Genomic DNA, 24,744 nt, shown 5'->3' on the forward strand with positions numbered 1-24,744 from the left:
GTCCAAGTTTTTGTCCGCACCCCGACCGGGTCACTTCTCAGCGGCAATCAACAAAGATGGTTACAATGTCCGCTACATCAGGATCAATGATCCTGACAATACTGGTTCGTTCAGCGGCGAGATTAAACGCGCGCATCGTGAGCTTCGTCCGGAATCTCTTTGCGTTACGCAGCCCGGCGAGTGGCGTGTTCTCAGGGAAATTAGAAGTTGGTCTAAAACTCTCAATCTCCAAATAGATTTGCGGCCAGATCACCGCTTTATCTGCTCTCACCGCGAGTTTAGGCATTGGGCAGAGGGACGAAAGTCGTTGACGATGGAGTTTTCTATCGCGAGATGCGCCGAAAAACCGGGTTGTTGATGCAGGGCGATAAGCCAGTTGGTGGCCGATGGAATTTTGATTCCGAGAACCGTAAGCCAGCAGAACCAGATCTCCTCAGACCGAAGCACATTCAGTTGCCGCCGGATGCGATTACGATGGAGATTGTGGACTTAGTTGGAAAGCTCTTTTCCGACAACTTCGGTAAACTGGAAAACTTTGGGTTTGCTGTCACCCGGTCCGACGCCATTAAGGTGCTCGACGGGTTCATGTCTGATTTTCTTCCCAACTTTGGCGAGACGCAGGATGCCATGTTGCAGTACGACCCCTGGCTCAACCATTCGCTGCTGTCGTTTTACATCAACATCGGATTCCTCAATGGAATCGAAGTCTGCCGCACGGCTGAGCGGGCGTATCGAGAGGGGAGCGCACCGCTGAACGCTGTCGAGGGCTTCATTCGCCAAATTATCGGCTGGCGGGAATATATGCGTGGCATCTACTGGCTTGCGGGCCCCGACTATGTCGAAAGCAACTTCATCGGCAACACCCTTGCGCTGCCCGCCTTTTACTGGTCCGGCGAGACTGAAATGAATTGCCTTTCGAAGGTTATCACAGAAACCATCAAACACGCCTACGCCCACCACATTCAGCGTCTGATGATCACGGATAACTTCGCCTTACTGGCAGGCATTGATCCAAAGCAGATTCACCATTGGTATCTTGAGGTCTACGCAGATGCCTACGAATGGGTGGAGCTTCCTAATGTCATTTGAATGAGCCAATTCGCCGATGGAGGGTTTCTCGGTACAAAGCCCTATGCGGCAAGCGGCAAATACATCAATCGGATGTCAGACTATTGCGGCAACAGCAGCTTCAATCCTAAGCAGAGGGTTGGAAACGACGCCTGCCCGTTCAATGCCCTTTACTGGGATTTTCTGGACCGCAACCAGGACAGGCTTAAATCCAATCGCCGTTTGGCGCAGCCTTACGCAACGTGGTCGAGAATGAGCGATGAGATCCGTGACGAGACCAGGCGCCAGGCTGCCAACTTCCTCGCAGACCTCAGATAGCAGCTTAACTAGCCGAAACTCTTAATATGATGCGAGCCGCAACTCGGAGGTGCGCGCGATGATCGTCAACCCGATCCCGATCCGTGACTATTCGTTCTTCGTTATGCGATGAGATAAGAGAGCCTAACTGTGCACTTCCACAGCGGGTTTTCGTGCTTGTACGCGAGCGATCGGCATTGATAGAATTAAGATCTCTAATTCCACTAAAGAGGAGTTATTCTACAACCTCCAGCATCTCGTAGATTGCATTTCAGGCTCAGCGTAATGATGTTGGGACCTGGCGAATGAAAATCTTTAACTCGATGTTAAGTGCCTCTAAGAACAAATCTCAATCGGAGATGCGCGAAAAGTATCGCGCTCAAATCAACGGTTTTCTGATAAGTCTAATAAGACCTCCTACATTAGTAACAACGTGGAACCAATCATTATTATAATCATTTTCGAACGATGAGCGGGACGCTCGTGAAAATTGATTTGAATACCGCTTTGGCAATGGTGAAACGACGAGTTAACTTGTCAGAGTTTTCACTTGCCTGGAGCATTACGAATTGTCGCCAAAAAGCTTTACCAATCGCAGTAATACGAAAAAAATTGCTCCTTTATAGGATATCCCATGGTCGAGAAAACCAGTACTGAGCAAACGGCTGAAACGCTAAAAGAAACTCTTCCATCAAAATCTGCTGCGATACACGAATTAATCCGCAGACATGGTGAAAAAGAACTCGGACGCGAAGTGCTTGCACTCCTCTGGTCCGCGATAGCAGCGGGTATATCGATGAGCTTTTCTATGATGGCGAGAGGTATCCTTGAGGCCAATCTGCCAGCTTCAGAAATCTCATTTCTGATTAGCTCCGCAGGTTATACTGTCGGCTTTATTATCGTAATTATTGCCAATCAACAGCTTTTTACCGAAAACACGATTACTCCCGTTCTACCCTTTATGGATCGGCCTAGTGCCCGAAATTTATGGCGGGTTGGCAGGCTTTGGGGCATTGTTTTGACAGGAAATCTGATTGGAGGGGGAATAGCAGCGTCAGCCTTTGCGATACTCCCTATTTTTTCGGACGACACGCTTCGCGCCTTTGTTGCGATGGGGCATCACCTCATGGAAAACTCAGTAGCCGAAATGTTTGGTAAGGCCATAATATCAGGATGGCTCATCGCTACTCTCGTATGGATGTTGCACAGCACCAAGGTATCCCACATCGCGATAATCTTTCTTATAACATATTTGATCGCAATTGGAGATTTTACTCATATAATTGTAGGTTCGATCGAAGTAATCTTCCTTCTCCTGATGGGCGAGGTCTCTATCCCTGACGCCATTATGCAATTTTGTATCCCTACCCTTTTCGGAAATGTCTTTGGAGGTACTTTTATTTTTGCGCTCATATCACATGCGCAAATCAAAGCCGACGAATAGCGGATTAGAAACCGATCGAGAGATTGAAAAATCTCGTGTGCCAGTCAGGAATGAATTCTTCTGGGCTTGAACGGCAGCAATAGAGCCGAAATCTGCCAGTTCCTTTAACGCCCATCTCAGGCTTTAGTCCAGGATAAGCGCAATTTCCGCTGTAGAACCTGTAGGAATGCTACGCCAATGACTACGCGCGGTGCTGACGCGCAACAGCTTCTCCGCAAGTAGGGTGGTGAGCAATAGGGGGGCTTCTATTACTCATAATATATGATACTGAGAGTGATAGAAATGGATGTTATCGCTCATGCCCTGGAATTGGAAACAGCCTGATTGGCCGCATTTTCGCTATGACGCGTCTGCACTCGCGGCACTGGAACAGAGATTTCTGCTCTCCTCCGGCGAAGTCATCGGCGCTGTGCGTCACATCGGTCCCGACGACCGCGACCGGTTGCGCATCGAACTCTTGAGCGACGAAGCGATCAAGACGAGCGCGATCGAAGGCCACCGCGCGAAGCTATCGAGACCGCTCTGAGGCTTTCAGCAAAGATGCATTCCGATAAGACGCACCCGCCAGGATGCTTGATGATCCTGGGTGCCAGCAACTGTGCGCCCGACAATCGTCACGTAGATGATGTGCTCGCAGCCGACCGGACGAAATCGTGGAGGCATCGAAACCTGCATCAGGCGTGCGGTCGATGCGGGAGAGCTTGTCAGCACCACGAATATTCGGGGGCTAGCGAACCTATTTCATACCTTCCTGATGGGAATTGCATTTGAAGCGCGGGACGGTGCTGATGGCGGCGATATCAACGAAGCTGTGACAGCACTGATGCAGATATGGGATCGGCACATGGCGACGTGAGAGTGGCCTGGTCAAAGGGGCGGTACTGGATGACTGCTTCGGGGCCACTGCAAACCAACTGTGTTTAGCTAAGCTCTTGAAGGGGTTCGAACTGGCCACCCACTGTTCCTCACTTCCTGTGGCTGAGGAGTATTATCCCAGAATTCGCAAAGTCGAAAATCCGAGCGTAATTCCATGGACGTAACAAGGAAAAGAGTTTTTGCAGCACTTCCTGCTCGAAGAGGAACAGTCCCATCCAACTTTAAGCCTTTCTGAGCTTTCCGCCACGTCTGCCAGCAGCAGAGTGGTCGCATACTCCATATTGGAACGTGCCAGAACGATTGACGACATGACGGAACGCGACGCAGCCACCGCGCTAAAGATCTCATCCGCCAAAACGCATCGCTCCGTTCTTGAACGAAAGAAATTCCGGCGATACGGGATCGCCAGAACTCCTATAAACACGAGATTATTATCCATGGGAGGGTAGAAACACACCACGGAACCGCATTTTGCCGGAAGAAAGCCGATCATAAGCCTCCGTTGCCTGGTCCAGCGAGAAGGTTTCGACAATTGGCTTGACCTTCCCCTTCGCGGCAAGGTCAAGAATTTCGGCTAGATAGTGCTGTCCCCCATGCGTGGAACCAATCACCCGTTGACGCATCATGTGGAACGGCTTGCCGTCGGACGGGATAGAGAACGGCTTACTGAAGTCTAGTCCGCAAAGGACGATGCGCCCGTCGGGCCTTACTCCCCCGATCGCCTTTTCGGCGGTGTCGAAGTCATTTGTCGTAACCAGAAGAACGTCCGCACCTCCGGCATCCAGCAGCTCCTTGCCATCGGCGACGACGATGTCAGCGCCGAGATCGGTGGCCAGCTTGTGCTTGTCCGGTGAATGCGTGATCGCGATGGTCTCGAATCCCAATGCTTTGGAGAATTGTAGTGCGACGTGGCCCAACCCGCCGATGCCCAGCACCGCGATCCTGTCACCGGGCTTCGGCTCCGCATCGCGCAGACCGCTCCAGGTGGTATAGCCCGCGCACATCATAGGTGCGGCATCCGTATAGTCGAGCCAATCGGGCAACAACACAGTACCTTCGACCGAGATCGCGATGTACTCTGCGTGCCCGCCTTGCGTCGCGAAACCGGTCGTTCTGGGTGAATCGCAGTTCATGGCCGTCTGGCCGGTCAATGGTCGGTTCTGGCGGCAGTACGAGCATCGGCCGCAAGAGGACTGCACCCAGGTGGTGCCGACCCGGTCTCCCACCTTGCGTGTATGAACGCCCGCACCGACCTCAACAATCTCGCCGACCACCTCGTGACCGGGGGTTTGCGGATAGATGTCACCGCCTGCGCCCTGGGTCGCCCAGACGTCCGTATAGCACATGCCGGATGCGTGAACTTTCACAACGACTAGTCCTGGCTCTGCCTTGGGTACGGGAACCTCTTGAACTTCCCAGGGGCGGTTCGCCCCGGTCATCACAACAGCTTTCATCTTCATTAATTTCTCCTCTCTTCGCGGGCCACTGGTGGGGTTGGCGGCCTGACCCTTGCGAGAAACCATCCGGTAACCCGCCCCGTCCCACTTTATGACGCGTTGACTACCGAAACAATCTGAGCAATTCTTGCCGTGATGATGAAAGCAATTCACCAATCTAAGGGCAACGATCTGGCGGCCTTCGCCGCATTCTTAGCGGTCGCGACCCATCGCAGTTTTCGGAGCGCCGCTCAGGAACTCAACATGACGCCTTCGGCGATCAGCCATTCGATCAAGGTTCTCGAAGAGCGGTTGAACGTCCGCCTGTTCAACCGAACGACTCGCAGCGTCTCGTTGACGGAGGCAGGAGAGCGCTTTGCCGCAAAACTGCGCCCTGCGGTGGCTTCAATTGAGGAAGCCGTTAAGGATCTGGAGGGAAATGATCCGGTCCCGAGTGGAACCGTACGGATCAATGCCAGCGAAGGGGCTATCCGGATGGTATTGCGGCCGGTGCTCGCACGCTTCCTGCGAGAGTATCCTCAGGTCCATCTCGACATAGTCAGCGATGGTAGGCTCAGCGATATCGTCGCTGATGGCTTCGATGCCGGGATCCGATTGGCGGAGGCAGTGCCGAAAGACATGGTGGCCATCCCGATAATGGGAGAGGTGCGCTTTGCGGCTGTTGCATCCCCAGAGTACTTCGAGCGTCGAGGACATCCAGTCTTACCGCGGGATTTATACCGCCACGATTGCATCCGCTTCCGGTTTGAAAGTGGAGCAATTTTCCGATGGGAATTTGAACATTTGGGCGCTGTCGAACGGATCAACGTTTCCGGTCCTCTCACATTGAGTGACCAACCGCTAATGGTTGAAGCCGCAATCGACGGGATCGGCATCGCGTTCGTGCCCGATCACCTTGCGGCAGATGCGCTGGAAGACGGTCGCCTAAAGCGGGTTCTGGAAGACTGGTGCCCCGCATTTCCGGGGCTGTGTCTGTATCACTCGGGGCGTCGCCACGTATCGTCAGGTCTGAGAGCACTGATCAATACACTCACTGAACCACTGGCAAATATCGAAGTATGAACGAGGTCAGGGTCGTCGCCCGCACAGTACTGAGCTAAATCGCTGGCGAACGGCCTCACGACGTCCACGCGTGTTGAATAGCCAGCCGCTTTAAGCATAAGGTGCAGCGGACAATCGAACGATCACGGAGCCTTGAAATGGACGCGTACGGACATCTGCGGATATTGGTGAGCCTCATTCTCGGCCTTTCCATCACTCGCGTCCTTTCCGGCCTTTCCAGAAGACTCCAAGAGCCGGTGAGAACCGATCGCATGCATGCGCAGATTGTCTGGTCGATTGCCTTGCTGCTTGGGGCTATTCATTTCTGGTGGTGGGAGTTTGCACTTCGCGAGATCCAGAACTGGCATTTCTGGATATACATTTTTGTTCTGATCTACACATCATTGTTCTTTTTGATGTCAACGCTGCTTTATCCCGACCACATTCAGGAATTGTCAGAACGGGAAAGTTTCTTTTTGCGCAGGCGACATGCTTTCTTTGCGCTGTTTGCCGCTTCCTTCGTGTTCGATCTGATGGACACCTATATCAAAGGTAGAGAACACTTCGAGCAGCTTGGACCGTGGTATCTGGCACGGATTGCCGCAGGACTACTCATCGCGCTTGTGGCTATGAGAACCGATAACAGCCGTACAATCATGTGGTTGGGTGTGTTATGGCTCTTGCTTGACGCGATCTGGATAACAGCAATCTACAGTGACTTACTGTAGCCAAAACTTTTTAGACGCAAATACGCCAACAAGACTCGGAATCCGCACCTTACAGTCCGCAGACGCGATCGCGACCTATCGGTTACTTAATCGGAAGCGCACAACTCAACGCACCTCAGACCGGACCGGATCAAAGCATCAGTTACTCATCACGACGTGAGAAAAGCAAGACGAGATTTCCTTGTTGGCCCCCAATTTACGCGCCCATTTAATCAAAACAGGCCCATCTCCGTCATCAGGCATACCACCCCAAACGTCCTTGAACACTGGTGCCCCGGAGGAACTGTCGAAGAAAAAATAGCCTGGGTCAGCAATAGGCGTCGATGCGTATATGACGGTCCAGGTTCCAGAACGAAGAGCCGTATCAATTTCAATGCTCGTGGGCTTCACCTTCTTATCCAGGCTCTTGGCGATAAGCGTGGCATATTCGGCCTTTTTCTGTTTCGTGAGGCTTTGAACGACACCGGCGCAAGGATCAGCAGCAGCCGCAAGTTGGCTGAAGCCAGAAACTGCAAAGAGAACCACTCCGATGGCATACATTGGCATTCTAAACATATTCAGTACTCCTCGCTGCTGGATATTCTTACCAAATATACTTAGTTCTGCAACCCTATAGGGATTTCGACTCACTAATGCGCTAAGAAGCAAGCCCTCTATTGACGGGCGTGAAGCTGGAACTCGATGGACCCGTCGCGCAAAGATGTCAAGAAATTGTCGTCCCGGGGTCGAATACAGCGTATTTCAATTCGGTATCGAGCTCAGCGAGACAACTCCGGCCATGGAAATTGGGCACGTTAATTACATCGGCTGCCTGTCAACGCCGGCCGCAACCAACGAGCCAGGCGTGTTCGCGCCGTAAGCTTCTTTTCCTAGTTATTATCCCGTTAGTTGAGAGATTGCCGCCCTGCTCTTTCCGGTTGAAGAGCGCATCTAAATTTGGCATCAGACAGCGCAAGGCAGACAACCCTTGCTAGTACCGTGAAAGGATAAGAACGTTTGAGCCCTGCCAGTGGGCGATGCGCTGATAGCCAGTCAGGAACGATGCGGCAAGAACTGAGCCTTCTATCAGTCCAGCGTTTAACGTTTATACCAATTAGTGGCCGGCTCCTTCGAGGCTCACAGTCTCGCTCAATCAAGTTTAGTTTGTGCATTTAGGATCGCCAACTCGCTTGATGTAAGGATGACGGTATATCGATAATGGGATGAACCACGCTCTCGCCCATGAATGGCGCATGCTACGAAAGTGATCTGCAGCCCTCCATCAGATGTAGCTTCTGTATGAGATTCTTTGAGTGCTTAGTTATAAATCGTAGCCGTATCTGCCCATTCGCGCCTTGCGGCTCCAACGTTTACAATCATTACATTCCCTGTCTTATCGTTTGCCGGAGCAATTGATGGTGAGCCGAAGTGCTCCCGGGCGTTTCTATGAGGCTGTCAGGTTTAATAGAAGAACCATAAACGATGGTGTTCTCATCCTGTTTGAGGATGGCAGATAAAAAGGAGCCGCTTGGTTCGATTGGCAGTCGGCACACGTTTTTTATTCGAATACTGGCCACCAACCAACACTCCGCATTTTTGGGTTGGCAATGTGCTCTGTTCGACGAAACTGGGCTCTGCGCTCTTGGAGTGGAGCCTTTAATTGACTATCCGTTTATGTCGCCGAATAGCCCGGTTCAAGCGTCGTGTGCGGAGCGCGATAAGCAAGTCCAAGATTTAAGCGCGATAATGCTTCCAGCAGTGATTGAAAGGCGATAGTAGTTGCCTTCGAATTTTTCTTAGATTCCAATGAGCCAACGAGGATTATCTTGTTGCCTTGTATTCCTGCATTTTCTCAATTTCACGAATGAATTGCTCTGCATATTGAGCTGTGTCAAAATAGTCCTGCTCATTTACTCCAAGATTATGATGACGGGTAAACACTGCCTTCAATCGATCCAGAAACTTGGGCTCAGTCTCAGCCAGATGGCCGATAAGGACCTGAAGTATCTGTTCGTGAGCCAGAACCTTCCGTTCGAGCGCGGTTGTATCATTTCTCATCGGGTTTACCACCTCTCGGTCCATGACGTCCCGTGCGCGAGCGGGAAAATCCACCGCACGCACGTCGCAAGATGTTTGCAAGCCTGGTCCAATCCCGGGAGGGTTCACTCATCTGCCGATGAGCATTTTTAAGGTCGCCTTTACTGGCAGCCTGATCCTCTTCATGGCGCGGACGTACAGGTTGATTGTGTTCAGACGATGTGGATGAACGCTCCTTTTTTATTTCAGCCTCCTGTTAATGCACGCTTGCATTCGCGCTAAAGCGCTTTAGCAAGCGCATTGCTACATGCTGTGGCGAGCGCAGCATTCGGTTGTTCCGCTCCCAACGGCGTGGCCCAGCCGGATTTTTCGATAAGCGTGCGGCGCGAATAGGCCGGTGCGGCTTTGTATTCGGCCATCACCTTTACGGCCTCGGGATCTTTCTTCGATTTTTCCAGGCAGTATGGTGTAAGCGCGAGTGCCACACCGTCAGACATATTGGACGCGATAAGACGTTCTGACGTCCCTCCCGTGACCCAGCCGCCGAAGGTAAAGCCAACAGCCATTGTTGCAATCGCACCAACTATCGCTCCGCCAAAAGCGGAATTTATCCATTGGGCATTTTTCATGATGAAATCCGATCTTCAACGATCGAACGCGCCTTATTGCGCGTTGAAATGGATTATACCACTCTTATCTGAATAGCTTGCACGAATTCTACCTACCTGGGAACTCTTGCTTCCGCGAGTTCGTTCGGCGGCGCTTCGAAGGGATCGCGGATCAGTTCAGGAGGTGCGATCCCCCCGTTCGACCAATAGGGCATCGCCGTTTTCCGGGTCAGTGGAAACTGTTGGCAAAAATGTGAAGATATCCTTGCTTGGGCCGCCCCCGAATGTCTACTTGCGCTTTAGGTCGAAAAGGCGCACTGTTTTTTATGCACAGCAGTTGAAACGGGCGCTGTCGTTGGGAGAGAATAATCTCCTGCCCCAAAATGAAGGAGGACACGCGATGTCTTCCGCTTCACGTCTATCCTACTTTGGCCCAGAAGATTTCCCTTCGCTTCGTGCTTTCCTGCAACGTTCCGGATATTCGCTGGAGGGTTGCGAAAAACCAGAGACTCGCCTGGAAGCTGCCAAACACCTTTGTGAAATTTTCAGCGACGGAAGCCATGATCCTGTGCAGATGCTGGATATGCTTTTGGCAATCCGCGCCCAACGGCTATCACAATCCAATCAAAGAGAACTGGAAGCCTGGGAGAATGAGGGTGGCTATACGGCCCCGCAAGTCACTGCAAAATCCTTGGTCTTGCGATGGCCTCCTCGAAAGCGGCTCCGATTGAGGTTGGCCCATGGCTGATAATCCGCGTTTCCTGACGTCGAGCTGAACATGGCGACTTCGAGTAAGCATCGAGAGGCCTGTTTCACGAGGAGCTTACCGGGCTGGCATCGTCTCAATGACACGTGATCAATCTGGCGAGGATAAAATGTCAGCCCAAAAATCTTTGGATCGTAAATTGAGTGTGTATCTGATCGCGTTTCTCATCATATGCATCGACATCGGATTGGTCGCGTGGGTGCTCGGTTCCTACGTCTATTAAGTACTGGTATGCAACGTCCTAAAACGTCTGCTTTCCAACTATAATGAAGTCAGCATTTCCATGTGTGCCGACGTTCTTTACGTCCACGTTCAGCAAACCGTTACCTTTTTCCGATGATAATTGAACAAGATCTCCTAGATAAGCCTGCCGGAGTATATCCATGCTTGCCCACAAGACGCCCTTTGTAAACGTCTTCTCGCCTTCCGTGAGTATGGAAATACTGTAGCTAACAGAACCGAGGTTCTTTCCTTCGCAATACAAATTGCCTATTGAACTAAATTTAGATGTTGGCATGATTGCACCCCGATACGGGTTGTGTCTCCTCACCAAGCAAAGTGGGAGACACAGCTATAACTAATGCCGTTTGGTTTTGATCAAGTCATTGGCAGGAGTAGTAAAGCGACCTGCAACAACATCTGTTGACGCAGTTTTCTCCTTGACCTTATCTTTCTTTGGCTTTCTTATTTCTCGGTTACTTCTTTTCTGACCACGGGGCATTTTGAAAACTTCCTGTTTTTGAGGAATTAACTAATTCTTTTACCGGACCAATCCAGTGATGGTTCAAATCACCGCTGGAGATACTTCCACATTCTTACGGGCATGTTGCCGAGAAACCTGCGGCATCCCTCACGATGGTGAGCGTCCAGATTGAAATTCCTGAATGAGTAGCCTTGCTGCGAATATGTGAGCGGCACGGTTTTCTGCGGTATCGTAAAGCCGATAGCCGGCGCGTCGCAGTATTTCACGCATCATTCGAAAGTCGGTAGGTCCAAAGTAGGGCTTGATAATTTTGGAAGACATTTCGTCCTCCTTGTATTGGGGCTGGAGTATGCACTCGCAACCGACAGCGCCCGTTTCAAAAGCTGTCGAGACATGCACCATGCGCTTTAAATTTGAGCAAAGCAACTGAGGCTGAATTGCGACGGCAGACCGGCACAATCATTGCATAAAAAGCTACTTCATGTCCTCCACGGTGATGCGATAGGAAGTTTGCCGAGCCTTGGAATAGACCTCGCGAGCAGCATCGTAGATCAGTTTCCGTGAGGCGTCGAAGGCAGCAAGAAGCGATGATTCCGTCGCTGCAATGGCGCCGTTCTTCTCCAGGGCGGGCTTATCGATTAGAAATGGGACGGAGGTCATTCCATCGTAGCCGACAAATCGCACGCCCACCTCAAGATCATCGAAACTTCTACTGGGGTTTGGAAATGAAAGGGCCATTACTTTTCGCTTTTTACTGCGCCGCCTTCGTCATCTCAACGATCGGCGGCCTCTGCCATTCTTCGATGTTTCTTGATAAACTGTGTCAGGGCGATCTGTAGCCGACCTTCGTCACGTGTTCCCTCCTGAAATCGACGTGTCAGATAACGTGCAGCATCAGTGCGCAAATCTTGTGTGTCGCCGGGTTTGCGAGCCTCCCTTAGAAGTCGCGAAATCATAGTGATGTTTCTGGAATTAAACGCGATGGAAGACATTTCGTCCTCCTTTGTTGCGGGTCAGGCATTTGAAGCCCAAATGACAGCACCCATTTCAATTACTGTCGTTATAATCATCATGCGCTTTATGTAAGGAGAAAGCAAATAAGGCTCCAATTCCATTGCTGTAAACTCAGACTGGCTGCTTCGCTAAAAATGCTTCCTTGGTCATATAATCTGCGGTTCTCAACAGCGGTCCGCGGCTATCCATATCAACAACGCTGCCAATGTATGAATTCTGCTGTACCAACTATCAATTGTGAATTCCCCAGGTCTTGCGCAATACGCCTCCGGACGACTTGGGAGCTAGACAGCCGGACAATTTTACGAACTGGCGACAATGTGTCGAAACAGCTTTGCCTATTGACAGGTCTTTTATATCGATTATTCTAGATATATGGAAAATGAAGAAGCAATAACCGCTTTCGCTGCTCTGGCTCAACCGACACGACTGGATACATTCCGTCTGTTGGTGCAACACGAACCTGCGGGTATTCCTGCTGGTGAATTGGCACGCATGCTGGATGTGCCGCAGAATACGATGTCCGCGCATCTGGCGACATTATCTCGCGCTGGACTTGTGAAAGGCGAACGTCAGAGCCGTTCGATCATCTATCGCGCCGACCTCGACCGTTTTCGCGATCTGACCCTTTTCATGATCAAGGACTGCTGTGGCGGCAGTGCTGAGCTCTGCGCACCTCTTATAAAAAGCCTGACACCCTGTTGCGAACCGAAGACGGTCGCCCAGTAACCCATGGCCGATGAATTCTGCCATCCATAAACGGACTGATAAAATGACGGATCGGATCTACAACGTGCTCTTCTTGTGCACGGGCAATTCCGCACGCTCAATTTTGGGCGAAGCAATTCTGAACAAGGACGGCGAAGGTCGTTTTCACGCCTATTCGGCGGGTAGTCAGCTAAAAGGCAACGTAAATCCTCTCGCAATCACGGAGCTGGACGCCCTGGGCTATTCCACCGAGAATCTGAGCTCAAAAAGCTGGGACGTGTTTTCAGGTTCCGACGCCCCTCAGATGGATTTCATTTTTACGGTCTGTGACAACGCTTCCGGAGAAGCCTGCCCCGTCTGGATTGGCCATCCTATGACAGCACACTGGGGCATTGAGGACCCTGCCGCTGTCGAAGGAAATGAAGCAGAAAGGCAGCGCGCCTTTGCGCAGGCGGCTCGTTTTCTGAAGAACCGGATATCGGCTTTCCTGAGCCTTCCTCACGCCACGGTAGACCGCATGGCATTGCATAATCATCTGAACGCAATCGGCACCATGAAACGTAGCACACAGACAAATGTGGAGAATAACTGATGTCCACATTCGAACGTTATCTGACTGTCTGGGTGGCGCTTTGCATAGTCGCCGGTGTCGCATTGGGGCATATATTCCCAGCATTCTTTCATCTGCTTGGCTCTGCCGAGGTCGCAAACGTCAATATCCCAGTCGCTGTGCTCATCTGGCTTATGATTATTCCGATGCTTCTGAAAATCGATTTCGGGGCGCTTAAGCAAGTCACAGAACATTGGCGCGGTATCGGTGTCACGCTATTTATCAATTGGGCCGTCAAACCATTCTCTATGGCGCTTCTCGGTTGGCTATTTATCGGTTGGCTGTTTCGCCCTTATCTGCCTGCAGACCAGATCGATTCCTACATTGCTGGGCTGATTATTCTGGCAGCGGCCCCTTGTACGGCAATGGTGTTCGTCTGGTCGAATTTGACGAAAGGCGAGCCGCATTTCACGCTCTCTCAGGTGGCACTAAACAATTCGATCATGGTCATCGCATTTGCACCGATTGTTGGACTGCTTCTAGGTTTGTCTGCAATCACCGTGCCGTGGGATACGCTCGTAATTTCTGTCGTTCTTTACATTGTGATCCCCGTTATAATTGCGCAAGTCCTGCGCAGTGGCCTTCTTAAGAGCGGCGGACCGCAGTCCCTGACGCGCCTTCTGAATGCTCTCCAACCTGTTTCTCTCCTAGCCCTTCTCGCTACCCTGATTTTGCTTTTCGGGTTTCAAGGAGAGCAGATCATTGCACAGCCCATGATCATTGCGTTACTCGCGGTTCCTATTCTCATCCAGGTCTATTTCAACTCTGGCCTCGCTTATCTGTTGAATCGAATTTCAGGCGAGCAACATTGCGTCGCCGGTCCCTCGGCTTTGATTGGTGCTTCAAACTTCTTCGAACTGGCAGTAGCAGCCGCTATCAGCCTTTTCGGCTTCTCATCTGGTGCGGCGCTCGCAACAGTGGTGGGTGTCCTCGTTGAAGTGCCCGTCATGCTCTCGGTTGTCTGGATCGTGAACCGCTCCAAGGGCTGGTACGAACGCGGTGCCAATCAAAAGCCAGTCACCGAAACAGGAAAACGCTGATGTCAGTTACGATCTACCACAATCCGAACTGCGGCACGTCTCGCAACACATTGGCCTTGATCCGTGCCAGCGGCGAGGAGCCTGTCGTCATTGAATATGTACAAAATCCGCCTTCGCGAGAACGACTGGTCGAACTGCTCACTGCAATGCAGATGACACCACGTCAGCTCCTTCGTGAGAAAGGCACACCATATGTCGAGTTAGCATTGTCCGATCTGAAGTGGACCGAAGATGAACTGGTCGACTTCATGATGGCGCATCCTATCCTGATCAATCGTCCAATCGTGGAAACGCCGCTTGGCACCAGACTGTGCCGTCCGTCAGAACTGGTTCTCGACATTCTGGAAAACCCGGTATCGTCATTCACCAAGGAGGACGGAGAAGTCATCACCTATGAAAGAAAGTCCCGCTGACATGGACCTGCCGAACCTTGATCAGAATTCGTTCGCATTGCCCGACCTGGATGCACTACGCGCCGACTTTCCAAAGCATAGGCCTCGTATCCTTTTGCTTTATGGCTCACTTCGTGATCGTTCCTATAGTCGGTTTCTGACGCTGGAAGCGCAGCGCCTTCTCGATGCGATGGGGGCTGAAACGCGTGTCTTTCATGCCAATGGTCTTCCCTTGCCAGACGACGGTTCAGTAGACCATCCGAAGGTTCAGGAATTGCGTGAGGCAATGCTTTGGTCAGAAGGGCAAGTCTGGACCAGTCCGGAACGTCATGGAGCCATGAGCGCTGTCATGAAATCGCAGATCGACTGGATTCCATTGCCGGGTGGAGCAATTCGTCCGACGCAGGGCCGAACTCTGGCATTGATGCAGGTATCAGGCGGATCGCAGAGCTTCAATGCTGTCAATCAGATGCGCATTCTTGGGCGCTGGATGCGAATGATCACCATTCCAAACCAGTCATCCGTCGCAAAAGCGTGGCAGGAATTCGACGACGCTGGACGGATGAAATCCTCATCGTTCTATGATCGCGTGGTCGATGTGATGGAAGAACTGATGAAATTTACACTTCTGACGCGTGGCATCTCGGATCATCTCACAGACCGGTATAGCGAGCGCAAGGAAGAGGCAGTCAAACTCGAAAGGCGTGTTTCGTTGAAATCAATATGAGCGCTGAACGGCTTCCCATTGCGGCCATTGCCGGTCTCGGACTGACCCAGAATATCGGTTACGGCACTTTATATTATTCCTTCAGCATTCTCGCGCCGTCCATGGCGCGGGACTTCTATGTTTCCAACGAATGGATTTTCGGAGCGCTGTCAGTTGCCCTGTTAGCAGGGGGCTTTCTGGCTCCCTGGTTAGGCAAATGGATTGATCGTTACGGCGCAGGTCGCATGATGACGGTAGGCTCGATACTGGCCGCCGTCTCTCTCATGCTGTGTTCGCTTTCTCCAAATGCTTTGATGTTTGCAGGTGCGCTGACGATCATCGAAATCGCCGCAAACCTCGTCCAATATGGAGCAGCCTTTGCATTATTGGTGCAATTAGCTCCAAATGTTGCCCAGCGTAGCATCACCTATCTGACATTGATTACAGGCTTTGCCTCGACAATTTTCTGGCCCATTACAACAACCCTTCAACATTGGCTTACCTGGCAACAGACCTATTTGCTGTTCGCTTGCCTCCATTTGTTTCTCTGCGTGCCGGTACACCTTTTGCTCGCGCGGTCTATTGCAAAGAGTGGTCGGAAACGATCAACGAATGAAACAGTCACAACCGCCTTTTCAGGTGATCTGCCTGCCCATCAACGGCGCAAAGGTTTCGTACTTATTCTCGTGGCATTCTCGACGCAGGCTCTCGTTGCAGCGGCCATTCTGGTCCATATGGTGCCGATGTTGAGCGCGCTCGGTCTTGCAGGTTCTGCAGCATTTATTGGCGCGATATTCGGACCTTCTCAGGTAGCCAGCCGCCTGATCAACATGCTCGGTGGCAAAAACCTCGCTCCGATCAGTCTGGCAGTAATCTCTGCCTCCTTGATGGGGCTAGCCCTCATTGTTCTGCTATTCGGAGCCCCATCCATTATTGCGACGATGATGTTTGCCTGTCTTTTTGGCTTCGGAAACGGTCTATTCAGTATTGTCTCCGGAACGTTGCGGCTGTCTCTATTCGGCAGTGACGGCTACGGTGCCATGCAAGGCAAGATCATGTCAGCCAGACTAGTTGTGTCTGCGCTGCACCTTTCGCGATGGCTTTCGGTATAGCGAATTTTGGTGCGAGCTGGAGCCTCACTATTTTGGCTGTTTCTGCCGCGCTAGGCGTCTCGACGCTCACAGGACTGAAGTTTCTTCACTAATGTCAGCTTTCAGCCTTGCGCAATTGGGAGCGAGATGACGGCAATTGAGCGCAAAGCAGTGATGTGCGGATCTGATTGCCAGTCAAGAATGTGGTTTGGGGGTGCGGCTACGGATTGCATTTGCGTAATCTAGTCCGAGCTTATTAGCCCGCGAGTGCAGTGTTCCTCGGGTATTGATGATCCCTCATATGCCAGCCTGTATCTTCCATACAAAAACTCTGCAGAAACCGGAGATGCAGCAACACTGCTTCAGCGATAAGCTCAGTCGAGAAGCGATGGCGGCCATAAAACGAGGGGCGACGACTTTCGTGCTGCCCTCTTCCCGGCTCAGTTCAGAATGGACTGAAGGTCACGCGCGCCGTGCAAGATGCGCAGCACTTCGATGCGTTCTGCATTGTGCGTGAAGAAGACGAGATAGCGGTGATGGCGCGCGACGCGCAGGCCCTCTCCGAGGTCAGGTCGTGCCGGGAAGCTGTCCGGCCGCACCGCAATTGCGCTAAAGATGAGCGCTTTGAATTCCGCGATAAAGGATAGCGCCCGATCCGGGTTGTCGATCGCGATGTAATCGCCGATCTCGATAAGGTCTGCCTGTGCGGCGGGACGAATAAAGGGCGTCATTGTCCGGCCTTGGTGTAGCGGGCGCGCAGGGCTGCAAAGACTTCTTCAGCAGGAATAGCGGGGCCGCTCTCCAGCCCTGCGCGAATAGCTTCCCGCAAGGCTTCAAGATCCCGACGTTCGGTGTCGTGCGCACGCACCCAATCGCGTAATGCCTCACGAATGACTTCGCTTGTAGAGGCGTATTCACCGCCAGCAACAGCATCGCGCACTGTGCTTGCCATTTCTGTGGGCAGGGTAATGGTCAAACGTTCCACTGAAGACATGACTAAGCTCCTTTTTTGCATACTTTATCATACTTAGTAATCAGATCAACAGCAGAAGCCCATCAGAGTAGCAGCCTTGGCCTTGGGCCCGCGCCGTGTAACTCTATATCCGTTTTCAGTACAGGCTAGGCGAAAGCCGTAGAAGTTGGAATGATTACATAAATTCAGTTTCGGATGATTCGAGATCACAGAAGAAGACGGCGATATCATCGCAAATGTTATGAGGCGCGGTTAAAAGGGCGTCTCTGGCGCGAGGGTTGAGTATGTTTTCTCTATCCCGGAGGTAATACGATTTAGACAAACGTCATCGTTGAGTTCTGCACAGCGCCGAGCGCTGCACAACGGAATGGTCATCCACACAAATACGTCACCCGACGCGATCATCATCGGTTTACGGCAGACATTATCTAAGACGTGAATGCTCGGTGGATCCGAGGGCGATCTAATGTCAGGCTTCTGATTTAGAGTTAGTGACAGCTTTTGCTCTTCCCAAGACTTGTGAGAACAGAATAAACCTCATAAAGGGTCGCTAATCCAGTCTTCAAATGCATTCCGTATCCTAATTACAAGTATCGCACCGTTTTGTTCAATTTGATAAATAATCAGATGAGCTTTAAACGGATGAATACGGACAGGCGGAGAGATTTCTTCTCGTTCACGTGCCATTTGTGGATTTTTGGCGATCAGATCCAACGTGTTAAATTGCAAAAAATTTTGCTTCGACATGCCATAATGGAAGGCATGATGCACCTGGGGCAGCTTTTCCATGTTGCTAACACAACCCGACTTGCCATTCCCCTGCGTCCTCGGGAATGGTTGGAAGATCGTCGTACACGAATGGAAAATGGGTTGAAAACACTAGCGCGCGCAGCGCGCAACGGGACAATCTCTGGTGGAACCATCAACACGCTACGAGTGAAGGGTTGGATGTTTACGCTTCTGAGCCTGATCTGCAATCTGCGGCGCGTAAAGAACAATCCAATGATTCAATGTTGCATGGTCAACGTCCACCCCACGCTCGGCCAGATATCCTGAAGATCACGATAAGAAACGGAATAACGAACATAGAAGAACACCGCATAAAGGGTGACACTTTTGGGGAAATTAAAACCTTTGAAATCAATTGCCATAGCCAGTCACCTCACTCAATTATTCCCACCGAAACGACAATAGCGCAGCATAAATGAAAAATTCGCGCCACAACCCGGGGAAGTGCGTCGGCTACAGAGTCCTCCCCGAACTCATTTCCCGATCATTCGCAGAACGAGCCTGATCTCCCCTTGTCGCGTCTGTTATTGATTTTCACGGAGTAACCTCATTCAGATTCGAAATTCATTGAATAGGATTGGTTTTCATGACACAGTGCGAGTGAAAAAGAATTTCAGGGGAAAGTATCAAAAATCATGCCTCTTGGGCAAAAGAAGCCATTTTCAGGCCAGGTGAGCTTTTTTCACGACCGTCGCCTACCGGAACGAGCAATCCCGGTCGGATACGCGTCCCTAATCGACGCTTTCGAGCTCGCTGTTCCCGTGCCGATCAACCTCGCCGCCATCGGTGCGCGCCACAAAGTCTATCAAGCTGACGACTGGAAGCTTTATACGCCACGCCACCAACCAGACGCTAGTCTCACAGGCCATCTGACCTTCGCTTTACGTTACGAAGGTCTGGACCTGGCCGTCCTTAAAGCCCTGTTTCAGGCTACTGGGCCAAGGCCACTTATCGACATTGTGCATGCAGCGCCGACCGGTGCGTATGCGCGGCGTCTCTGGTTTCTTTATGAATGGCTGCTCGACACCAGGCTCGATCTCGATGATGCAACCCGGGGCACATACGCCCTGGTCGTCGATCCCGATCTGCAATGGGCAATCGATGGGACGACATCCTCTCGCCATCGGGTGAAGAATAATCTGCCGGGCACACCCGCCTTCTGCCCGATGATCTTCCGCACACCCAAGCTAGAAGCTTTTATCGCCCGAGATCTCGGCGAGGAGGCTCGGCGCCTGATCGCTGAGGTGCCGGCGGATTTGCTTGCCCGTACTGCGGCCTTCCTGCTCCTTAAGGATTCACGGTCGAGTTTCCAGATTGAAGGCGAAGACCCTCCCCGGGACCGCATTCAACGCTGGGGACAGGTTATCGCGGAGGCCGGTCGCCATCCAATCGACCGTGCCGAACTGGAACGATTGCAGCGCCTCGTCATTGGCGATGCGCGTTTCGTACACCTTGGCCTGCGCGCTGATAGCGGCTTTGTCGGAGAGCATGATCGCCTGAGCGGCGCGCCCATTCCGGATCATGTCAGCGCCCGGCATGACGATCTGCCGACTCTGATCGAAGGATTGACCGCATTCGACCGCGGTGCAGCACGGCAACTGGACCCGGTATTAGCCGGGGCCACCCTTGCTTTCGGCTTCGTCTATATCCATCCGTTTGAGGACGGAAATGGACGCCTGCATCGTTACGTCATCCATCATGTTTTGGCGGAACGCGGTTTCAATCCGCCTGGGTTGGTGTTTCCTGTCTCGGCAGTCATTCTCGACCGCATTGATGAGTACCGTCACGTGTTGGAGACCTATTCCCGTCGCCTGTTGCCTTTTGTCCGCTGGCGACCGACCGAGCGAGGCAATGTAGAGGTGCTGAACGAGACGGTCGATTTTTATCGATATTTCGACGCAACGCCCCATGCGGAATTCCTGTTCGAATGCGTGGCGCGTACCGTTGATGTTGACCTGCCAGCAGAGACCGCCTTCCTGAAAACCTATGATAGTTTCAAGAATGAGGTCTCGCGCATGATTGACATGCCGGACAGACTGCTCGATCTCCTGTTCCGCTTTCTAAGCCAGAATGGCGGTAAGCTGTCGAAGCGTGCTCGCGAAAGGGAGTTTGCCGGCCTGACTGAAGAGGAGGCTGCGCGTATCGAGCTCATGTACACTGAATTGCTGCAGTCCTGATTGGGCTTTACCAACGATACGGCTGGGTTCGCCCCATTAAACGGTGCGAATTGGTTGGCCTGTTTCTGATTTTGAGTATGAGTATGAGTATGAGTATGAGTATGAGTATGAGTATGAGTATGAGTCAAATATCGCCCGCGACAGGATATGCACCTAGAATTAGTTTGGACTATCAGAAAGGGCTGCGGTCGTTATTGTGGATGTCATGATCAACCTCGGTTTTCCGTAACATACGGATTTTCCGCAAGTCTTAGAACAGATGGCGTCATTCTATGAACAAACCAACCCAGTGCCTTCAAATATTGTAAGCCGAGCAGAACAACTCGATACGATTGATTCTGTGTTGCCGTTGAACCGCCGCGACATGCTGGCCGCAAATGCCCGTGTCAGCGAGCGGATTGGATTGAGTTCCCACTTTCAGCATCCGCAAAGTAGATTCCGGTCACACGGAAGCGTCCGTTAATCCTTTTGCATTGAACAATCACGTCGATCGAGATCTTGAGCAGATTGCGGATGTCGTCCCGGTCGAGGTCCCTTCCGCCTTCGGATTCCTTAACGAGAAGCGTGAGCTGCTCGAATGCGAGATTCGGGGAGTCCGCATGCACCGTGGTGATCGAGCCGGGGTGACCCGAGTTGATGTTGCGGATATAATAGAAGGCGGTTCCGTCGCGCAGTTCCTGCAGCAGCACTCGATCGGGACGCATGCGCAGGCAGGATTCCAGGAGCTCCTTCGCGCCCAGCCTGGCCACGCCCTGGCCGCCCTTCGAATAGAATAGCCGGACATGGTTCGGCTGAGAGATAGCCAACTCAGGCGTATCCTCGATGCTGATGAGCCTTTCATCCTTTGGAATGTGCTGGACCAGAGCCTTCGACAGTGTAGTCTTGCCTGAGCCTGTGGCGCCCGAAATGATGATATTCTTTCGCGCAAGCACCGCCCCTTCCAGAAACACCCGGTATTTTCCCTGGCGATAGGTCTGGAGCAGCGGGTCTTCCGCCTCCTTCTGTTCCGTGCTGGCGACGACGGCATCGAACAGGCCGCCATTCTCCATATCCTGCATCGACAAGGACACCGATGACGGTTTGCGGATGGTGATGGAGACGGTGTTTCTCGTTGTTGCCGGCGGGATCACGATCTGGATGCGTTCGTCGTCCGGAAGGGTCGCGGAAAGGAGGGGGCGGGTCTCGTCAATACCCTGATTGGAAAAGCTGGCAACGGCCCGCGCCAGACGCATGAGCTTGTCGAATGAAAGGTCCGGCAGCTCGTGGCGCTGCCAGCCTTGCGACCCCTCCGTCAGCACTTCGCCGGGCCGATTGATGACGACCTCATAGAGGCTCTTGTCCCTGAGGAAGGGAGCGAGCGGGAGGAGGAGTTGGCGAACGACGCCGGCATCGGAATTTTCCGCCATCCCCTGCCCTACTTCGTCACGAGATCGGATTTCGGGTGAAAATCACCCATCACGGCCCGGTCGTAGATCGTGTTGCGCGGCTCGGTGACGCGCAGGCCGTAAATACTGGAGAAATCCAGGTCGCGTGCAACGAAGATCGATACGAGCGAACCCTGGTGCTTGGTCAGTGTCGGCGGAATGTTGATAGACTGCTCGACGGCGATCGCGGCCGCCTCCTTGCCGGCGCTTGTCGTGCCCTGTGCCTGAACATCGCTGCGCTGCAATTCCTGACCTGCGTAGGTGGCGACGTCACCGACAACGGACAGAAGCAAAGCGCTGCCGAACCGCTCCCACCAATGGGTGTCGACAAAGCCGTCGAATCCGGCGCGTCCAATGGCGTCTGTCGCCGGAGAGGCCAGCGTGATGATGACGCCGGTCGGTGTCTTGGCACGGTTCCAAAGCACGAAGAGGCGGCTCTGCCCGCGGCGAAGCCCGCCGCGATATTCGCCGACGACCTGGGTACCCTTTTCCATCAGAACCACGCGGCCATTGTCGGACAGCACGTCGCGCGTGATCACGCAACTGGCAAAGCCCGGTTGGTCCGACGACAACGCCGTCTCGAGCGCGCAGGGAATCGAGGTGCCCATCGCGACAATGAAGTTGCGATTGCCGAGATGCCCGGCTTTCGAGCCCTCCAGCACCGTGGGCTTCAGCATCCGGTTGAAGCGCTGATCCTCGTTTTCGCCCTGTCCCCGTCCACCGAACGCGCCATCGACCGGAATGAAATTGGGATCGTTGGTTGGTGCCGCGCCTGTCGGTTGGCGGTTGCTGTTGCCGGTCTGGCCGCCGCCGAAGGCCATGACCGGCGCCCGCCGGGCGGCTTCGAGCAGTTCATCGACGGCAGGGGCTTCTTCTGCTGCGACCGCCGGCGTCGGGAGCTTGATCTCGGGCACGGGCAGCACGACCGGTTCAGGTTCAGCCTTGGCCGGCTCGAATTCGGTGGTCTGCCGGATAACGTTCGAGCCAGGTTGCTCGGCCTCTTCCTTTGGCGCCTGCCGCATCGACCACATGGCAAAGCCCATAAAGGCGACGATCGCGAACACGACAGAGCCGCGCTTCACGAGCGGGTTGGTTTCCTTCTTGTGCGTCGCCGAGGTTTCTCCGCGTTCGCCCGGGATCGTTGCATTTTCAGTGTCTGACATAATGCCCTCCCCTACTGGCCGGCGGTCGGAGCCTTGACCACGCGCTCGACCGAGGGCGAAGTGGTGTTCGTGCCCGGATCCACGCCGACGGGTGAATAGGCTTCGTTGAAGATGCAGAGCGTGTCCGACCCACGGCGCAGGATGAACTTGCGGCTAATCGCATGAACCAGAACGAGATCGCCCTGCACGGTCTTCGGCACCAGGCTCTCCGTCCCGTCAGAGTTCTCGATGTAGATCGCCGGCATTTCCTGATTGTCGCTGAAGGCGAACGTCGTCACCTTGCCGTTGTCGTAGACGGACTGCGGCTCGATCGCCGCGGACCCTTGAGCCGAATAGCGCCAGTTGCGCGGACCATACTGCTCGTGAATGCCGAGGACCTGGTCGGCATAACCGGCCTCGGCGGCGCGCTTGCGCGCCTCTTCCTCAAGGCGGCGGCGCGCGGCTTCGTCGGCCGGGTATCGATACTTCACATAGAAGTAGGTGTTCTGTCCGGCGTCCACGGAGCCGTCCCGCACGACCAGCTCCATCTGGTAGCTGCGCTTGGATCCGTCCCGCCGCGTTGTGACCACGGAAATGTTCGTCGCCGGCTGGTTCTCGCGCGGCTTAAGGAACAGGATATGCCCGGCTGGCGCGACCTCCCAGGCAACCGTGTTGCCCAGCGCGACATGCGCGATTTCTTCATCCGGGGCGAATTCCACCTGCACCGACGATCGGATCGTCCCGACGACGCGCGTAATATTGTAAGGCTGGTAGTTGACGAAGCGGACGCGATTGTCCTGCTGCGCACTGGTCGGAATCTCGAGTGCATGGGCCGGCGGCATCACCAGCAATTCGATGGCGGTAGCAACGAAAAGTCTTGCTTTCTTCAATTGAAGGCCTCCGGATCGGCCCGGTACTCGCTCACCACGAACCCAAGTGGGTTCACCAGCCGGTCGCTGGAGGATGTCGGGGCATTGGCATAGGAATAGGTGATCGTCGCGACCCAATGGGACGTGCGGATATCGTCACCCCGTGTGACGGTTCTCGTGTATCGGACCGAAACCACATTGTTATTGATCAGCGAGATCGACTTGATCGCGATGCGTGACGTTGACGAGCGCCCGTAGACGTTCTGAGGCGATTCCGGATTGCTGCCACGATACCAGGATGAGAAGCGCTGCTGCTCGGCGGAGTTTGACATCAGCGAGGCAATGCGAAAATTCTCCTCGGCATCCGACCAGACATAGCCCTCGCGCGCCCGGACATAGCGGGCAGCGAAGTATTTGGTCACTTCCTCATCATAGGTGCCGGCCGCCGAGGACAAAGCCGATACGACCTCAACGATGCCGGTCGAGTTGTCGACGCGGATCACGAATGGCTCGACGGTCTTCAGCGGCGTCAACGCCACGACCGCTGCGACCGACACGCAGGCGAGAAGACTGGCGACCGTCGCCACGAACCAGGCAAGCCGCCTCGACCGTTCGGCCGATATCATCCGATCCTGATCGAAGCGTCGAGATTTATCGAAATATTCCTTGAGGCTGTCCGTCGTGACCATAGCCTTACTCCGCTTGGCAGGCGCGGAGAGATCCGGCCTCATCAAAACCCGCGAATGCCGGGTGAACGCCCCCGCTGTTCTGCTTCAGTGTGAAAGCTAGGGCGGACGATGTGCCT

26 protein-coding genes and 3 pseudogenes are annotated in these 24,744 nt (G+C 53.2%); 14 read left to right on the plus strand and 15 right to left on the minus strand.

Annotated elements, in window-relative coordinates; genetic code table 11:
* The first annotated feature begins 10 nt into the window (after nt 1-10).
* The 5 genes and pseudogenes from CEV34_RS14850 (at nt 11) to CEV34_RS14865 (ending at nt 3,665) form a co-directional block, all read left to right on the plus strand.
* A pseudogene (locus CEV34_RS14850) lies at nt 11-1,089 on the plus strand (cryptochrome/photolyase family protein).
* Nucleotides 1,090-1,386, plus strand: coding sequence for a hypothetical protein (locus CEV34_RS27340; protein ID WP_235819071.1), 297 nt, complete (start codon nt 1,090-1,092; stop codon nt 1,384-1,386).
* A 613-nt stretch (nt 1,387-1,999) separates the two neighbouring features.
* Nucleotides 2,000-2,809, plus strand: coding sequence for a formate/nitrite transporter family protein (locus CEV34_RS14855; protein ID WP_094543860.1), 810 nt, complete (start codon nt 2,000-2,002; stop codon nt 2,807-2,809).
* Nucleotides 2,810-3,107: 298 nt separating this feature from the next.
* Nucleotides 3,108-3,305, plus strand: a pseudogene (locus CEV34_RS14860) (DUF4172 domain-containing protein); the annotation flags it as partial.
* 126 nt (nt 3,306-3,431) lie between these two features.
* Nucleotides 3,432-3,665, plus strand: a complete 234-nt coding sequence (locus CEV34_RS14865) for a hypothetical protein (protein WP_143853395.1) — start codon at nt 3,432-3,434, stop codon at nt 3,663-3,665.
* Nucleotides 3,666-4,116: 451 nt separating this feature from the next.
* Here CEV34_RS14865 and CEV34_RS14870 read toward each other — a convergent pair whose 3' ends face one another.
* A complete protein-coding gene (locus tag CEV34_RS14870) occupies nt 4,117-5,145 on the minus strand; it encodes an alcohol dehydrogenase catalytic domain-containing protein (RefSeq protein WP_235819073.1) in 1,029 nt (342 codons plus the stop codon).
* 132 nt (nt 5,146-5,277) lie between these two features.
* On the opposite strand from CEV34_RS14870, the gene CEV34_RS14875 reads away from it, so the two are divergent.
* Both CEV34_RS14875 and CEV34_RS14880 read left to right on the plus strand, forming a co-directional pair.
* The gene (locus CEV34_RS14875) at nt 5,278-6,204 is read left to right on the plus strand and encodes a LysR family transcriptional regulator (RefSeq protein ID WP_007881816.1); all 927 of its coding nucleotides are present in this window, start codon (nt 5,278-5,280) and stop codon (nt 6,202-6,204) included.
* Nucleotides 6,205-6,371: 167 nt separating this feature from the next.
* Entirely contained in the window at nt 6,372-6,911 is a 540-nt protein-coding gene (locus tag CEV34_RS14880; protein ID WP_235819074.1) for a hypothetical protein, read from the plus strand.
* A 138-nt stretch (nt 6,912-7,049) separates the two neighbouring features.
* Here CEV34_RS14880 and CEV34_RS14885 read toward each other — a convergent pair whose 3' ends face one another.
* The 6 genes from CEV34_RS14885 to CEV34_RS14920 all read right to left on the minus strand — a co-directional run bounded on the left by CEV34_RS14885 (nt 7,050) and on the right by CEV34_RS14920 (nt 11,996).
* Nucleotides 7,050-7,466 (minus strand): hypothetical protein, encoded by a 417-nt coding sequence (locus CEV34_RS14885; RefSeq protein ID WP_039861311.1) that lies wholly within the window; start codon nt 7,464-7,466, stop codon nt 7,050-7,052.
* Between the two features lie 1,245 nt (nt 7,467-8,711).
* Nucleotides 8,712-8,948, minus strand: coding sequence for a hypothetical protein (locus CEV34_RS14890; RefSeq protein ID WP_094543862.1), 237 nt, complete (start codon nt 8,946-8,948; stop codon nt 8,712-8,714).
* Nucleotides 8,949-9,205: 257 nt separating this feature from the next.
* Complete coding sequence (locus tag CEV34_RS14900; RefSeq protein WP_007881804.1) at nt 9,206-9,556, minus strand: hypothetical protein; 351 nt, start codon at nt 9,554-9,556, stop codon at nt 9,206-9,208.
* 1,595 nt (nt 9,557-11,151) lie between these two features.
* The gene (locus CEV34_RS27070) at nt 11,152-11,325 is read right to left on the minus strand and encodes a hypothetical protein (protein ID WP_161624171.1); all 174 of its coding nucleotides are present in this window, start codon (nt 11,323-11,325) and stop codon (nt 11,152-11,154) included.
* 153 nt (nt 11,326-11,478) lie between these two features.
* Nucleotides 11,479-11,742: a DUF1488 family protein gene (locus tag CEV34_RS14915; protein ID WP_007881802.1), complete on the minus strand. Its 264-nt coding sequence runs from the start codon at nt 11,740-11,742 to the stop codon at nt 11,479-11,481.
* Between the two features lie 35 nt (nt 11,743-11,777).
* Nucleotides 11,778-11,996, minus strand: coding sequence for a hypothetical protein (locus tag CEV34_RS14920; protein ID WP_094543866.1), 219 nt, complete (start codon nt 11,994-11,996; stop codon nt 11,778-11,780).
* A 397-nt stretch (nt 11,997-12,393) separates the two neighbouring features.
* Between CEV34_RS14920 and CEV34_RS14925 the strand changes: the two genes are divergently transcribed.
* Genes CEV34_RS14925 through arsK form a run of 6 tightly spaced genes read left to right on the plus strand, consistent with a single transcriptional unit; the run spans nt 12,394 to nt 16,586 of the window.
* Nucleotides 12,394-12,747 (plus strand): ArsR/SmtB family transcription factor, encoded by a 354-nt coding sequence (locus tag CEV34_RS14925; RefSeq protein WP_094543867.1) that lies wholly within the window; start codon nt 12,394-12,396, stop codon nt 12,745-12,747.
* A 43-nt stretch (nt 12,748-12,790) separates the two neighbouring features.
* A complete protein-coding gene (locus CEV34_RS14930) occupies nt 12,791-13,318 on the plus strand; it encodes an arsenate reductase ArsC (RefSeq protein ID WP_094543897.1) in 528 nt (175 codons plus the stop codon).
* A complete protein-coding gene (arsB, locus tag CEV34_RS14935) occupies nt 13,318-14,376 on the plus strand; it encodes an ACR3 family arsenite efflux transporter (RefSeq protein ID WP_094543868.1) in 1,059 nt (352 codons plus the stop codon). Before CEV34_RS14930 ends, arsB begins: the two co-directional genes overlap by 1 nt.
* The gene (gene arsC / locus CEV34_RS14940; RefSeq protein WP_094543869.1) at nt 14,376-14,789 is read left to right on the plus strand and encodes an arsenate reductase (glutaredoxin); all 414 of its coding nucleotides are present in this window, start codon (nt 14,376-14,378) and stop codon (nt 14,787-14,789) included. The genes arsB and arsC overlap by 1 nt, the downstream gene beginning before the upstream one ends.
* Entirely contained in the window at nt 14,770-15,495 is a 726-nt protein-coding gene (arsH, locus tag CEV34_RS14945; protein ID WP_094543870.1) for an arsenical resistance protein ArsH, read from the plus strand. The genes arsC and arsH overlap by 20 nt, the downstream gene beginning before the upstream one ends.
* The gene (gene arsK, locus CEV34_RS14950; RefSeq protein ID WP_235819075.1) at nt 15,492-16,586 is read left to right on the plus strand and encodes an arsenite efflux MFS transporter ArsK; all 1,095 of its coding nucleotides are present in this window, start codon (nt 15,492-15,494) and stop codon (nt 16,584-16,586) included. Before arsH ends, arsK begins: the two co-directional genes overlap by 4 nt.
* A 419-nt stretch (nt 16,587-17,005) precedes the next feature.
* Here arsK and CEV34_RS14955 read toward each other — a convergent pair whose 3' ends face one another.
* The 4 genes and pseudogenes from CEV34_RS14955 to CEV34_RS14970 form a co-directional block, all read right to left on the minus strand.
* Nucleotides 17,006-17,296, minus strand: coding sequence for a type II toxin-antitoxin system RelE/ParE family toxin (locus CEV34_RS14955; RefSeq protein ID WP_094543871.1), 291 nt, complete (start codon nt 17,294-17,296; stop codon nt 17,006-17,008).
* On the minus strand, nt 17,293-17,559 hold the full coding sequence (locus tag CEV34_RS14960; RefSeq protein ID WP_094543872.1) for a type II toxin-antitoxin system ParD family antitoxin: 267 nt from the start codon (nt 17,557-17,559) through the stop codon (nt 17,293-17,295). The genes CEV34_RS14955 and CEV34_RS14960 overlap by 4 nt, the downstream gene beginning before the upstream one ends.
* A 516-nt stretch (nt 17,560-18,075) precedes the next feature.
* A complete protein-coding gene (locus tag CEV34_RS14965; protein ID WP_235819077.1) occupies nt 18,076-18,285 on the minus strand; it encodes a type II toxin-antitoxin system RelE/ParE family toxin in 210 nt (69 codons plus the stop codon).
* Nucleotides 18,286-18,471: 186 nt separating this feature from the next.
* A pseudogene (locus CEV34_RS14970) lies at nt 18,472-18,689 on the minus strand (IS6 family transposase); the annotation flags it as partial.
* Between the two features lie 273 nt (nt 18,690-18,962).
* Between CEV34_RS14970 and CEV34_RS14975 the strand changes: the two are divergent.
* Nucleotides 18,963-20,504, plus strand: coding sequence for a Fic family protein (locus CEV34_RS14975; RefSeq protein ID WP_094543874.1), 1,542 nt, complete (start codon nt 18,963-18,965; stop codon nt 20,502-20,504).
* A gap of 386 nt (nt 20,505-20,890) precedes the next feature.
* Here CEV34_RS14975 and virB11 read toward each other — a convergent pair whose 3' ends face one another.
* From virB11 to CEV34_RS14995, 4 genes are read right to left on the minus strand one after another with little or no spacing between them, the layout of a single operon-like run.
* A complete protein-coding gene (gene virB11, locus CEV34_RS14980; RefSeq protein ID WP_094543875.1) occupies nt 20,891-21,910 on the minus strand; it encodes a P-type DNA transfer ATPase VirB11 in 1,020 nt (339 codons plus the stop codon).
* 8 nt (nt 21,911-21,918) lie between these two features.
* A complete protein-coding gene (virB10, locus tag CEV34_RS14985; protein ID WP_094543876.1) occupies nt 21,919-23,091 on the minus strand; it encodes a type IV secretion system protein VirB10 in 1,173 nt (390 codons plus the stop codon).
* An 11-nt stretch (nt 23,092-23,102) separates the two neighbouring features.
* Entirely contained in the window at nt 23,103-23,960 is an 858-nt protein-coding gene (gene virB9, locus CEV34_RS14990; RefSeq protein ID WP_094543877.1) for a P-type conjugative transfer protein VirB9, read from the minus strand.
* Nucleotides 23,957-24,628, minus strand: coding sequence for a VirB8 family type IV secretion system protein (locus CEV34_RS14995; protein ID WP_094543878.1), 672 nt, complete (start codon nt 24,626-24,628; stop codon nt 23,957-23,959). The genes virB9 and CEV34_RS14995 overlap by 4 nt, the downstream gene beginning before the upstream one ends.
* Between the last annotated feature and the right edge of the window lie 116 nt (nt 24,629-24,744).

It is taken from the genome of Brucella pseudogrignonensis, assembly GCF_002252525.1.
GTDB classification, from domain to species: Bacteria; Pseudomonadota; Alphaproteobacteria; order Rhizobiales; family Rhizobiaceae; genus Brucella; species Brucella pseudogrignonensis.